The organism is Amycolatopsis sp. NPDC048633 (assembly GCF_040650695.1).
Classification (GTDB): Bacteria; Actinomycetota; Actinomycetes; order Mycobacteriales; family Pseudonocardiaceae; genus Amycolatopsis.
Map to the genome: position 1 here is coordinate 45078 of NZ_JBEZHS010000016.1, position 12780 is coordinate 57857.

At 70.2% G+C, this 12780-nt stretch carries 9 protein-coding genes; 6 read left to right on the plus strand and 3 right to left on the minus strand.

Features of this window, described 5'->3' with window-relative positions:
* Positions 1 to 4: 4 nt before the first annotated feature.
* Together AB0C38_RS26495 and AB0C38_RS26500 are read right to left on the minus strand one after the other, a co-directional pair.
* Positions 5 to 2941 (minus strand): glycoside hydrolase family 48 protein, encoded by a 2937-nt coding sequence (locus tag AB0C38_RS26495; protein ID WP_360678037.1) that lies wholly within the window; start codon positions 2939 to 2941, stop codon positions 5 to 7.
* A 494-nt stretch (positions 2942 to 3435) separates the two neighbouring features.
* Positions 3436 to 4431 (minus strand): LacI family DNA-binding transcriptional regulator, encoded by a 996-nt coding sequence (locus AB0C38_RS26500; RefSeq protein WP_360678039.1) that lies wholly within the window; start codon positions 4429 to 4431, stop codon positions 3436 to 3438.
* Positions 4432 to 4681: 250 nt separating this feature from the next.
* Here AB0C38_RS26500 and AB0C38_RS26505 point away from each other — a divergent pair, with 250 nt between their 5' ends.
* The 6 genes from AB0C38_RS26505 to AB0C38_RS26530 all read left to right on the plus strand — a co-directional run bounded on the left by AB0C38_RS26505 (position 4682) and on the right by AB0C38_RS26530 (position 11577).
* Positions 4682 to 5983: an ABC transporter substrate-binding protein gene (locus tag AB0C38_RS26505; protein ID WP_360678041.1), complete on the plus strand. Its 1302-nt coding sequence runs from the start codon at positions 4682 to 4684 to the stop codon at positions 5981 to 5983.
* Positions 5984 to 5987: 4 nt separating this feature from the next.
* Positions 5988 to 6977: a sugar ABC transporter permease gene (locus AB0C38_RS26510; protein WP_360678043.1), complete on the plus strand. Its 990-nt coding sequence runs from the start codon at positions 5988 to 5990 to the stop codon at positions 6975 to 6977.
* Positions 6974 to 7831 carry a carbohydrate ABC transporter permease gene (locus AB0C38_RS26515; protein WP_360678045.1) on the plus strand — a complete coding sequence of 286 codons (858 nt, stop codon included), beginning with the start codon at positions 6974 to 6976 and terminating at the stop codon, positions 7829 to 7831. Before AB0C38_RS26510 ends, AB0C38_RS26515 begins: the two co-directional genes overlap by 4 nt.
* Positions 7828 to 9240 carry a GH1 family beta-glucosidase gene (locus AB0C38_RS26520; protein WP_360678047.1) on the plus strand — a complete coding sequence of 471 codons (1413 nt, stop codon included), beginning with the start codon at positions 7828 to 7830 and terminating at the stop codon, positions 9238 to 9240. Before AB0C38_RS26515 ends, AB0C38_RS26520 begins: the two co-directional genes overlap by 4 nt.
* 186 nt (positions 9241 to 9426) lie before the next feature.
* On the plus strand, positions 9427 to 11193 hold the full coding sequence (locus tag AB0C38_RS26525) for an IlvD/Edd family dehydratase (protein WP_360678049.1): 1767 nt from the start codon (positions 9427 to 9429) through the stop codon (positions 11191 to 11193).
* Between the two features lie 75 nt (positions 11194 to 11268).
* A complete protein-coding gene (locus AB0C38_RS26530; RefSeq protein ID WP_360678051.1) occupies positions 11269 to 11577 on the plus strand; it encodes a DUF3040 domain-containing protein in 309 nt (102 codons plus the stop codon).
* Between the two features lie 27 nt (positions 11578 to 11604).
* On the opposite strand, the gene AB0C38_RS26535 is transcribed toward AB0C38_RS26530, so the two are convergent.
* Complete coding sequence (locus AB0C38_RS26535) at positions 11605 to 12732, minus strand: malic enzyme-like NAD(P)-binding protein (protein WP_360678053.1); 1128 nt, start codon at positions 12730 to 12732, stop codon at positions 11605 to 11607.
* Between the last annotated feature and the right edge of the window lie 48 nt (positions 12733 to 12780).

Genomic DNA, 12780 nt, shown 5'->3' on the forward strand with positions numbered 1-12780 from the left:
CCTTTCAGCCGAACAGGGCGACGTGCGCGGCGAACGCCGTGGCGATCTCCGACTGCGACCAGAACCGGTGGTAGGTGAAGGTCGGCGCGGCGCCACCGTCCAGGTAGGACTGGACCTTCGGCCACTGGGGGTCGCTCTTGTAGAAGGAGCGGATCGAGGTGAACGTCGAGCTCGAGCTGATCGGGTCGCCGTTCGGCATCGTGCCGGTCCAGCCGGTGGGCACGTACAGGCCCTGGTCGGTGGTGGCGTTGTAGGTGTCGTCGAACCGGTTGTAGTCCGTCCGGGTCTCCGGCACCGCGATGCCCTTGCTGTCGGTGTTCGCCGAGAGCGCCGTCAGCAGCTGCTCCCCCACGGTCTTGGCCTGGGCGTTACCCGAGCCGGACGCGTAGTAGAGCAACGTCTTCGACAGCGAAGCCGCGACACCGACGTCGTTGTTGTAGTTCTTCACCGTGACGTGCAGGGCGTTGTTCGACCCCGGGCTGGTGGCGCTCCAGGTGTCCGGCGCGCCGCTCCAGGTCAGGTCGGCCGGGATCTGGAAGCTCCCGCCGGACCCGACCGTGGTGCCCGCGATGGCCCACGGGACCCACTTGTCGAGGATCTTCTTGGCCCGCGCGTCGTTGGTGGCCTGGTAGTACTCGGCGATGCGTTCCATGCCCCAGGTCTGGAACCCGAACCACTGGTTGCTCGGCGGGTCGTGCCAGACCGGCTGCTGGTCGTAGAACATGCCGTAGAAGGTCGGCGTGCCGGACGGTGGCGTGCCGTACTGGCCCTCCCAGCTGTTGGTCGCGCCGCCGGCGAGGCCGCCTTCGGACGACTGGAGCCACTGCAGGAACTCCATCTGCCGGCCGAGGCTGGTCGCCCAGTCACTCGCGCCGGTCGCCGACGTCACCTTCAGGCCCGGGTCCGTCGACAACGCATACGCCGCCAAGGGGTTCTGGTAACCCTGGTGCGCCGCGCCGTCCCCGATCCGCCACGCCCACGCGCTGGACGAGTCCATCGAGCCGCCCCAGGCGTAGTACCAGGAGACGAGGTAGTGCTCGCTGTCCTTGCCGCTGCCCGCCGCGCAGCTCGACGCGCCGACGCAGTTGCCGATCTTCTTGAAGTACTTGTCGAACAGCGAGTACCGCAGGTAGTCGCCCATCTTCGAGGCCTTCTTCACCACGGCCGCGACGTCGGAGCTCTTGCCCTGGGCGGCCGCCCACTTTTCGGCCTGGAAGGCCACCTGCACGGCGCGGGCGTCCGCGTCGGGCGCGTTGGTGTACTTCCACTGCTTGGCGTAGGAGGTGTCGCCGGTGAACAGGTCGAGGTAGCCGTTCTTGCCGCCGAACTTCAGGACGTCGCAGCTCGGCTGGGTGATCGTCTCCCAGACCGACTCCTGTGAACCGCGCTGGAAGGTGTTGATGAACGCGGGTGCGGTGTTCGTGCCGTCCTCGCAGTGGCCGAACTTGTAGATGTTGTCGACGTCGAGCAGCCAGTGCATGCCGTAGACGTCCGCCGAGCCGTAGGCCGCCTTCAGCTCCGCCGCGATCGGGTCGGCGCCGACGGACACGCCGGTCTGCAGCTGCGACGGGTAGGACTTCGGGCTCGGGTACTCCGCCGCGTAGGTCGCGGGCTTGCTCGCGTTGTAGCCGGAGTTGCCCGGCTGGTCGGCCGCCGACGGGATCGCGTACGTCTCGATCGAGGTCCAGGCGGCGTTGAACGGCGCCCAGTCCCCGGTGATCTGACCGTACGAGGCCTCGAGCCACAGGTAGTAGCTGAACGCCTCCGACGTCGTCTCGTGGCCGTGGTCCGGCGCCTCGACGATCAGCGTTTCGATCGAGTGGTAGGGCACCAGGATGTTCCCGAACTTGCGGAAGTAGCCGTTGTTCGGGTCCTTGATCTTGTTGTACTGGGTCAGGAACGCGACCTGGTAGTCCGAAGTGGACGACGAGATCTCACTGGCCGCCACCGTGGCCGCGGTGTACCCGCTGCTGCTCGCGGTGAAGGTGGCGCTGCCCAGCGTGCCGCCGTTGTCGGCGCTGGTGATCGTGACGTTCTGGGCCACGTTCCAGTTCGCCGCGGTGAAGGTGAGGGTGGTGGGACTCGCGGTCAGGTCCGCGCTCCCCGCCGTGCGGGCGACCGCCACGGCCACCGACGAAGACGGGGCGCCGGCCAGGGTGACCGCGAACGTCGTCGTCCCGCCCTGCTTGACCTGCGCGGTCGCCGGGGCCGCGACGATCGTGGGCCCGGAAAGGACCTTCACGCTCACCGGGCTGGACGTCGTCGAAGCGTTCTTGTTGTCGTAGGCCTTGGCCGTGATCGAGTACGTCCCGGCGGGGACGTTGGCCCAGCTGCCTTCGAACGGGGCGGCCGTGTCGGTGGCCAGCAGCGTGTCGCCGGCGTAGAACTCGACCTTGCCCACCGTGCCGTCGGTGTCGGCGGCCGTCGCGGCCAGGGGGATCGTGGCCGGGGCGTAGTAGGTGCCGGTCGACGCCGGCGAGGTCAGGCTGACGGTGGGGGCCTTGTTCGCGCCGGTGCACGCGGAGCCGTTGACGGAGAAGTCGGTGGGTGGGCGGTTGGCGGAGCCCTTCGAGCCGTTGAAGCCGAAGCTGGTGCTCGCCCCGGTGTCGAGGTGGCCGTTGTAGGAGAGGTTCGTCGCGGTGACCGCGGCGCCGCTCTGGGCGAAGGTGGCGCTCCAGCCCTGCTGGACCTTCTGGCCGTCGAGGAACGTCCAGCCGACCTTCCAGCTGTCGAGCGCCGCGCCGTCGTTGCGCAGCGAGACGTTGGCGGTGAACCCGGAGTCCCAGTCGTTGGTGGTGTAGGTGACGGAACAGGCGATGTCGGCGCCGAGCGCCGGCGGTGGGGCGACCAGTGCGGCGGCGAACGCGACCGTGGCCGAAGCCAAGGCCAGGGCGCGGCCACGCGGCAGGCGCGATCGGCGCCATCGGGGAGAGGAACGCATGGCTTCGGAACTCCTTTGTCCGTAGGGAGCCAGCGATCTGGGAGCGCTTCCAGGCGCAGACGGTAGCCAGCCGGAAACGTGGATGTAAAGAATCGAGTCAGAAGGACACCGCGAGCGCGGACGTCACATCGGCGCCCCTGGCGAACGAGGACCCGCTGAACACTCCTGAACAGCCCCCGCCGATGGTCGTCCACTCACTCGAACGGCCCAACGAGTCGGTCACGGTCAGTGCCGAGGAAACACCGTTTAGCGCCAAAGGCGTGCACCTCAGGCGGGACCGCTCCCAGCCACCGGAGCCCCGGACCGTGTCGACCCCGCAATCACGCGTGTCGACCCTCCAGACACGCGAGCCGACCCTCCAGGCACGCGAGCCGACGCTCCGGATACGTCAGCCGACCCTCCGGGCACGCGAGGTCGCCGGTCGGGTCCGTGCGGCAAGGGTCGACACGCGTGATCAGGAGGTCGACTCGCGTGATTGCCGAGCCGACACGGCGTCAGCTGGACGCGCGGACCGCCAGGGAGACCGGGAGGATCTGCTGCCGGGGCTTGAGGTTCTGGTCGTCGAGCAGCTGCATCAGCGTCTCGACCATCGCGTGGACCTGCTCGCGCGGGTCCTGGTGGACCGACGTCAGGGGCGGGTCCATCGCCGGGGCGAGCGTCGCGTTGTCGTCGAAGCTGACCACCGCGACGTCCTCGGGGATGCGCCGGCCCGCCGAGTCGAGGGTGCGCAGCGCACCCACCGCCATCATGTCGCTCGCGACGAACACCGCGTCGAGGTCCGGGTGGCGGGCCAGCAGCGCGGACATCGCGTTCGCGCCGCCGGACAGCGTGAAGTCGGCCTCTTCGGCCAGGTCGGCGGGGTCGAGCCCGGCGTCCAGGAGGGTCTTGCGCCAGCCGGCCAGCCGGTCGATCGGGGCGCCCTGGTCCTGCGGCCCGGCGATGGTGCCGATCCGCCGCCGCCCGGCCGCGACCAGGTGCTCGACCGCGAGCCGGGCGCCGCCCTCGTTGTCGAAGTCGACGACGTGGACGCCGCGGCGGATGCCGGCCGCCTGGCCGCCGAACACCACCGGGATGCGCAGCAGCCGCAGCGCCTTGGGCAGCGGGTCGGCCCGGTGCGGCGCGAACACCAGCGCGCCGTCGACGTGCCCGCCTTCCAGGAACCGGACGGTCCGGCTCAGGTCCTCGCGGATGTCGCTGAAGATCAGCACCATCTGCCGGCCGACGTCGGCGAGCTCGCGGTAGCCGGCGCGCATGACGGCGGCGCGGTACGGGTCGTCGAGCAGCCGGGACTCCGGCTCCGACAGCACCACCGCGACGGCCCCGGTGCGGCGGGTGACCAGCGAGCGGGCCGCCTGGTTCGGGGAATAGCCCAGGTCACGGGCCGCGGCGAGGACCTTCTCGCGCGCCGCCGCGCTGACGTACGCGTCGTCGTTCAGCGCGCGCGACGCCGTCGACCGCGACACGCCGGCGAACGCTGCGACGTCCTCCAACGTCGGCCGCTCTTCATCCCCTGCTCGAGGCCCCACGCCTACCGCCCTCGCTCCCACGACCACCCTGACGTCGACAGCTTAACCGGCACCCGCGGACGAAGTCCGGGAGCGCTCCTCGCAGGAAACGCTCCGGTTACGACCCCTTGACACCGGTGAAGCCCCCAACCAGACTCTGCCACACCTGGGAGCGCTCCCAGTCGGGCTCCCAGCAGTGAGAGCGCTCATTCCCGTCAACAAGGTGGTTGGACACGTGAGAACGATCCGGAACGGCCTGGTCCTCGCACTGGGCATCACGATGACGGCGCTCGGCGCCACGGCCTGCGGTAGCGGCGGTGACGAAACCCCGCCGGCAGCGGCTCCCAACGAGCACGTGGACCTGACGCTGGCGACGTTCACCGAGTTCGGCTACGAGGCGCTCATCCCGGAGTACGAGCGGCTGCACCCCAACATCAAGATCACCCACCGCAAGACCGGCCAGGGCGGCCCCTACCACGAGGAACTCGTCACCAAGATGGCCGCGGGCTCGGGCCTCGCCGACGTGACGGCGCTCGAAGAGGGCCACCTCTCGGACTTCCTCGACAAGGGCTCCAAGTTCAACGACCTGAGCAAGATCGGTCCGGCCGACGCCTCCCCCGACCGCTGGCTGAACTGGAAGTACGAAGCCGCCAAGACCAAGGACGGCAAGCTGATCGGCTACGGGACCGACATCGGCCCGCTCGCCATGTGCTACCGCAAGGACATGTTCAAGGCCGCCGGCCTGCCTGAGGACCCCGAAGCGGTCAAGCCCCTGTTCGCCACCTGGGACAGCTACTTCGCCGCCGGCGCCGACTACGTGTCGAAGACCAAGGGCAAGGCCTGGTTCGACTCGGCCGCGCAGAACTTCAACGCCATGGTCAACCAGCTCCCGCAGGGCTACATCGGCAGCGACGACAAGCTCGCCGTCGAGGGCAACCAGGGCATCAAGGACGCCTGGACCAAGGTCACCGACGCCGTCGCCAAGGGCGAGTCGGCCAAGCTCACCGCGTTCAGCAACGAGTGGAACACCGGCTTCAAGCAGGGCGCCTTCGCCACGAAGGTGTGCCCCGCCTGGATGCTCGGCGTGATCAAGGAGCAGGCGGGCCCGGAGAACGCGAACAAGTGGGCGGTCACCGCGGCCTTCCCCGGCGGCGGCGGCAACTGGGGCGGCTCGTACCTGACCGTCCCGACGCAGTCGAAGCACCCGAAGGAAGCCGCCGAGCTCGCGGCCTGGCTGACCGCCCCGGAGCAGCAGATCAAGGCGTTCCAGGCCAAGGGCACCTTCCCGAGCCAGGTCAAGGCGCTGACGGACCCCGCGCTGCTGAGCAAGACCGATGACTACTTCGGCGGCACGAAGGTCGGCGAGCTGTTCGCCGAGCAGGCCAAGAAGGTCCAGAAGCCGCAGTACAAGGGCCCGGGCGACGGCCAGATCCAGGAGAACGCGTCGAGCCCGGCCCTGCAGGCGGTCGAACAGGGCAAGTCGCCGGCGGACGGCTGGAACCAGATGGTCGAAGCCGCGAAGAAGATCACGCGCTGAGCAGATGACCGTCATCGACAAGATCGCGCCGGAAGGGAGCAAGGCCGGGGAGCGCACGTCTCCCCGGCCCACCTTCCGTCACCGGTTGAGCCGGTGGGACGTCAAGGTCTCGCCGTACCTCTACATCGCGCCGTTCTTCATCCTCTTCGGGATCGTCGGGCTGTTCCCGCTGCTCTACACCGCGTACGTTTCGCTGTTCAAGTGGGAAGCCGGCAGCGACGACCCCGACTTCATCGGCCTCGGCAACTTCAAGGAGCTCTTCGCCGACGCGCAGTTCTGGAACGCGCTGACGAACACGATCAGCATCTTCCTGCTCTCCAGCGTCCCGCAGCTCATCATCGCGATGCTCCTGGCGGCGCTGCTCGGGGCCCGGCTGCGCGGCGCGACGGGCTGGCGAGTCGGCATCCTGCTGCCGTACGCGGCCAGCCTGGTCGCCATCGGCATCATCTTCGCCAACCTCTTCGGCCCGAAGTACGGGCTGATCAACGGCGTACTGCAGACCATCGGGCTGGAGCCGGTCGACTGGCAGGCCAGCCGGTTCGGCAGCCACGTCGCGATCGCGATCATGGTGAACTGGCGCTGGACCGGCTACAACGCCCTGATCGTGCTGGCGGCCATGCAGGCCATCCCCAAGGAGCTGCACGAGGCGGCACTGATCGACGGCGCGGGCACGTGGCGCCGCTTCTTCAACGTCACGCTGCCGCTGCTGAAGCCGACGCTGGTCTTCGTCACCATCACCTCGACGATCGGCGGCCTGCAGATCTTCACCGAGCCGAAGCTGTTCGACGCCATGCCCGGGTCGAACAACGGCGGCTCCACCAACCAGTTCCAGACCGTGACGCTGTACCTCTACCAGACGGCGTTCCAGAACGCCGATCTCGGCTACGCCTCGGCGATCGCCTGGGTGCTGTTCCTGATCATCGTGCTCATCGCGCTGGTGAACTTCTTCCTCACCGGCCGGCTGGCGCGTACCCCGACGGTGAAGAAGAAATGACGACACTCCAGAGTGGACTGCGACGGCGGGTCGCCCTGCTCGGCAAGCCGCGCAAGGCGACCTACATCGTGCTGGCGATCTTCGTGCTCGGGTCGCTGTTCCCGTTCTACTGGTCGTTCCTGGTGGCCAGCCGCGACAACGGGATGCTCACCGAGCGCATCCCGCCGTTCGTGCCCGGTGGCAACTTCTTCGCCAACGCGGCGCGGGTGTTCGACACCGTGCCGTTCTGGAAGGCGCTGGCCAACAGCGTCATCGTGTCCGGCACGGTGACCCTGACGACGGTGCTGTTCTCCTCGCTGGCGGGGTTCGCCTTCGCGAAACTGCGGTTCCGGGGACGCGACAAGCTGTTCGTGTTCATCGTCGTCACGCTCGCGGTGCCCACCCAGCTCGGCATCATCCCGCTGTTCATCGCGATGTCCGAACTGGGCTGGACGGGGACCCTGACGGCGGTGATCGTGCCCAACCTGGTCACCGCGTTCGGCGTGTTCTGGATGCGGCAGTACACAGTGGACGCACTGCCGTACGAGCTGATCGAGGCCGCGCGCGTCGACGGCTGCAGCATGATCCGGATCTTCTGGAACGTCTGCATGCCGGCGGTGCGCCCGGCCGCGGCGATCCTCGCGATGTTCACGTTCATGATGTCCTGGAACGACTTCCTGTGGCCGCTGGTGGTGCTGGACGCGGGCAACCCCACCGTCCAGGTCGCCCTGGAGAAGCTGCAGAGCGGTTACTACGTCGACTACTCGCTGGTGCTGGCCGGAACGACCCTGGCCACCATCCCGATCCTCATCGTCTTCCTCCTCCTCGGCCGCCAGATCGTGGCCGGGATCATGCAAGGTGCCGTGAAAGGGTGAACATGTCCGTACAACCCGACAGCGTTCGGGCGGAGACAGCGCTGATGTTCCCGCCCGGCTTCGTCTGGGGCGCCGCCACCGCGGCGTTCCAGGTGGAAGGGGCCACGACGGCCGACGGTCGCACCGACTCGGTCTGGGACGTCTTCGCACGCCGTCCGGGCGCGGTCGTGGGCGGCGACTCCGGCGACCCGGCCGCCGACCACTACCGCCGGTACTCCGAGGACGTCGACCTGATGCGCCGGCTCGGCCTCGGCGCCTACCGCTTCTCCCTCGCCTGGCCCCGGGTGCGCCCGGACGGCGGCGCCCCCAACGCCGCCGGGCTCGCGTTCTACGACCGGCTGGTGGACTCCCTCCTCGAGGCCGGGATCCAGCCGTGGGCGACGCTCTACCACTGGGACCTGCCCCAGGCGCTGGAGGAGAAGGGCGGCTGGACGTCGCGGGACACCGCGTACCGGTTCGCCGAGTACGCCGAGACGGTGCTGGAGCGCCTCGGCGACCGCGTCGCCAGCTGGTCGACGCTGAACGAGCCGTGGTGCGCGGCGATGCTCGGCTACGCGGGCGGCATCCACGCGCCCGGGCGCACCGACCACCCGGCCGCCGTCGCCGCCACGCACCACCTGCTGCTCGGGCACGGGCTGGCGATGGACGTCATCCGCCGGCACGCGCCGGGCATCCCGGCCGGGATCACGCTCAACCTCTACCCCGTCGTGCCGCACGACCCGGCGAACGTCTCCGACGTCTCCGCGTGCCGCCGGATCGACGGGCTGCAGAACCGGCTGTTCCTCGACCCGGTGCTGCGTGGCGGCTACCCGGACGACCTGGTCGCCGACCTCGAGCCGTTCGGGCTGGGCGACGTCGTCGAGCCCGAGGACAGCGCGATCATCGCGGCGCACGTCGACTGGCTGGGCGTGAACTACTACCGCGACTACCGCGTCGCGGGCCGCCCGGTGCCGGGCAGCGAGCCGGCGGGCCCGGAGTGGGTCGGCGCGGGCGACGTCCACTTCGTCCCGGACCCGGCGGCCCCGCGCACGGACTCCGGCTGGGAGGTCCAGCCGGCCGGGCTGACCGAGTCGCTGCTGCAGGTGCACCGCGGTTACCGCCGGGTGCCGCTGTACATCACGGAGAACGGCGCGGCCTACCCGGACGTCGTCTCCGACGGCGGTGAAATCGTGGACACCGACCGCGTGGCGTTCCTGGACTCCCACCTCCGGGCGTCGCACGACGCCCTGGCGGCCGGGGTCGACCTGCGCGGGTACTTCTACTGGTCGCTGCTCGACAACTTCGAGTGGGCCGAGGGGTACGCGAAGCGGTTCGGCCTGGTCCACGTCGACTACGCGACGCAGCGGCGGACGCCGAAGCGCAGCGCCCACTGGTACTCCCGGGTGATCGGGCTCAACGGCCTCGGCTGAGTCCCCGGGGCAGGCCACCGGCGCGGGTGGCCTGCCCGGGGCTTCCGGCCGGGCCCGAGGGATCCGGGCCCGCCCGTCGGAGGTCGCGAATGACTCATTCGGGACCTCCGGCGCCCGGAATGAGTCATTCGCGGCACCACCGGACGGGGCGTGCATTCCGCGACCGCGGTTGACAGACTGGCCGGTATGGGACTGCGCAGCGAAGCTTGGTTCAACAACCCCGCCGACCCCGGGATGACCGCGCTCTACCTCGAGCGGTACATGAACTGGGGGCTCACCCGGGAGGAGCTGCAGTCCGGCCGGCCGATCATCGGCATCGCGCAGACCGGCTCGGACCTGTCCCCCTGCAACCGGCACCACCTGCAGCTCGCCGACCGCACCCGCGAAGGCATCCGCGAGGCCGGCGGGATCGCCATCGAGTTCCCGGTGCACCCCATCCAGGAGACCGGCAAGCGCCCGACCGCCGCGCTCGACCGCAACCTCGCCTACCTCGGCCTGGTCGAGACGCTCTACGGCTACCCGATCGACGGCGTCGTCCTCACCACCGGCTGCGACAAGACCACCCCCGCGTGCCTGATGGCCGCCGCCACCGTCGACATCCCCGCGATCGTGCTGTCCGGCGGGCCCATGCTCAACGGGTGGCACAACGGCGAGCGCACCGGGTCCGGGACCATCGTCTGGAAGGCCCGCGAGCTGCTCGCCGCCGGGGAGATCGACGACGCCGGGTTCATGGAGCTCGTCGCGTCGTCCGCGCCGTCGCCGGGGCACTGCAACACCATGGGCACCGCCTCCACGATGAACGCGCTCGCCGAAGCGCTCGGGATGAGCCTGCCCGGCTGCGCGGCCATCCCGGCGCCGCACCGCGACCGGGCGCGGATGGCCTACCGCACCGGGCTGCGGATCGTCGAGCTGGTGCGCGAGGACCTCAAGCCGTCGGACATCATGACGCGCGAAGCGTTCGAGAACGCCATCGTGGTCAGCTCGGCGATCGGCGGCTCGACCAACGCGCCCATCCACATCGGCGCGATCGCCCGGCACGTCGGCGTCGACCTGCCGCTCGACGACTGGCAGCGGCTCGGCCACCACGTCCCGCTGCTGGTCGACCTCCAGCCGGCCGGCAAGTACCTCGGCGAGGAGTTCCACCGCGCGGGCGGCGTCCCGGCCGTGGTGCACGAGCTGATGCGGCACGGGCTCGTCCACGAGGACGCGCCGACGGTCAACGGCCGCACGATCGGCGACAACTGCCGTGACGCCGAGGCCGGCGACCGCGACGTCATCCGCACGTTCGACACCGCGCTGGTGGCCGACGCCGGGTTCCTCGTGCTGCGCGGCAACCTCTTCGACGCCGCGATCATGAAGTCCAGCGTGATCTCGCCCGAGTTCCGACGCCGGTACCTGGCCGGCGGCGTCTACGAAGGCACCGCGGTCGTGTTCGACGGCCCGGAGGACTACCACGCCCGCATCGACGACCCGGACCTCGGCGCCGACGAGCACTCGCTGCTCGTCATGCGCGGCACCGGGCCGCTCGGCTACCCGGGCGCGGCCGAGGTCGTGAACATGCGGCCCCCGGCGGCCCTGATCAAGCAGGGGATCCGCGAGCTGCCGTGCCTCGGCGACGGCCGCCAGTCGGGCACGTCCGGGTCGCCGTCGATCCTCAACGCCTCCCCCGAAGCCGCGGCCGGTGGCGGGCTCGCCGTGCTGCGGTCCGGCGACCGGGTGCGGATCGACCTCGCCGCCGGCACCGCCGATGTGCTCATTCCGGACGAAGAGCTCGCACTGCGCCACAAGGAGCTGGCCGAAGCGGGCGGGTACCCGGTCCCCGACTCGCAGACGCCGTGGCAGGAGATCCAGCGGTCCCTGGTCGACCAGCTCTGCGACGGCATGGTGCTGCGCCCGGCGGTGGCCTACCAACGGATCGCGAAGACGAAGGGCATCCCCCGCGACAACCACTGACTTTCACGAGAAAGCGCCGCTTCGGACGGAAGCGGAACGGGTACCACTCCGATAGCCGAGGCGAGGAGGCCCCCTATGCTGCCGGATCGCGAACGCCACGCCCTGCGTGAGATCGAGCTGGAGCTGCAGGCGAGCGACCCCACGTTCGCCGCCGCGTTCAGCGGCCGCACGCTGCGCGAGGCCAAGCGATGGAACCTGCTGCTGGTCCTCTGCGACGTCACCGCGGCGGTCATGCTGGTCGTCGGCCTGTTCGCCCGCGACGCGGGGCTCGTGCTCTGGGGCACGGTCGGCGCCGGCGCGCTGGTGGCGTGGCACATCGCCCGCGCCGAGACGGCCCGCAAGCCCGCTACCGACGGCACCACCCCGGCCGCCGACTCGCACTGAGCCTGGAGTCCATAAAGGACTATTCGGCTACTCGGCCGCTTTCGCCGCGCCGGCGACCGCCTCCGCCATCGCCGGCACCAGCGCCTCGTCGAACACGCTCGGCACGATGTGCCCCGCGTCCAGGTCGTCGCCCACCACGTCCGCCAGTGCGTGTGCCGCCGCCAGCAGCATCTCCCCCGTGACCCGCTGCGCGCCCGAGTCGAGCAGGCCGCGGAACATCCCCGGGAACGCCAGCACGTTGTTGATCTGGTTGGGGAAGTCGCTGCGGCCGGTAGCGACGATCTCCGCGTGCTCACGCGCCGCGTCCGGGTCGACCTCCGGGTCCGGGTTGGCCAGGGCGAACACGATCGCGCGATCGGCCATCGCGGCGACGTCGCCCGGGTCGAGGAGGCCGCCCGCGCTGACCCCGACGAACACGTCCGCGTCGCGCAGCGCGTCCTGGACGCTTCCGGTGGCACCGGCGGAGTTGGTGTTCTCCGCCAGCCAGTGCTTCTCCCCCATCACCTCCCGGTCCGGGTGCAGCACGCCTTCGCTGTCACAGACGACGACCCTCTCGGAGTTGTAGCCCGCCCGCAGCAGCAGCCGCGCGATCGCGCTGCCCGCCGCACCGGCCCCGGCGATGACGACCGAGGTGCCGCCGGGCTCGCGGCCGGTCAGCTTCAGCGCGTTGTACAGCGCGCCGAGCACGACGACCGCCGTCCCGTGCTGGTCGTCGTGGAACACCGGGATGTCCAGCTCGGAGTGCAGGCGCCGCTCGATCGTGAAGCACCGCGGCGCGGCGATGTCCTCGAGGTTGATCGCACCGAACGACGTCGCGAGGTCCTTCACGGTGCGGACGAGGTCGTCCGGTTCGCGGCTGACCGGGCAGATCGGCCACGCGTCGACGTCGGCGAACCGCTTGAGCAGCGCCGCCTTGCCCTCCATCACCGGCAGCGCGGCGGCCGGCCCCTGGTCACCCAGCCCGAGCAGGGCGGACCCGTCGGACACGATGGCGACGGAGTTGCCCTTCACGGTCTCGCGCGCGAGCACCGACGGATCGTCCGCGACCCGCTTCGCCTGGTCCGCGACGCCCGGGGTGTAGTGCTCGGCCAGGTCCTCGGGGGTGTCCAGGACGACGCGGGTCGCGACTTCGACTTTTCCTCGGCTCCGGCTCATGCCCGCGGGGTACCCGAGCCGCACGGGGAGGAACCCGGGTCACCCGCT

Excerpts from the sequence above, each read along its gene's own strand:
- AB0C38_RS26525 (WP_360678049.1), top strand. The coding sequence starts at position 9,427 with ATGGGACTGCGCAGCGAAGCTTGGTTCAACAACCCCGCCGACCCCGGG.
- AB0C38_RS26495 (WP_360678037.1), bottom strand. The coding sequence starts at position 2,941 with ATGCGTTCCTCTCCCCGATGGCGCCGATCGCGCCTGCCGCGTGGCCGC.
- AB0C38_RS26515 (WP_360678045.1), top strand. The coding sequence starts at position 6,974 with ATGACGACACTCCAGAGTGGACTGCGACGGCGGGTCGCCCTGCTCGGC.
- AB0C38_RS26510 (WP_360678043.1), top strand. The coding sequence starts at position 5,988 with ATGACCGTCATCGACAAGATCGCGCCGGAAGGGAGCAAGGCCGGGGAG.
- AB0C38_RS26535 (WP_360678053.1), bottom strand. The coding sequence starts at position 12,732 with ATGAGCCGGAGCCGAGGAAAAGTCGAAGTCGCGACCCGCGTCGTCCTG.
- AB0C38_RS26530 (WP_360678051.1), top strand. The coding sequence starts at position 11,269 with ATGCTGCCGGATCGCGAACGCCACGCCCTGCGTGAGATCGAGCTGGAG.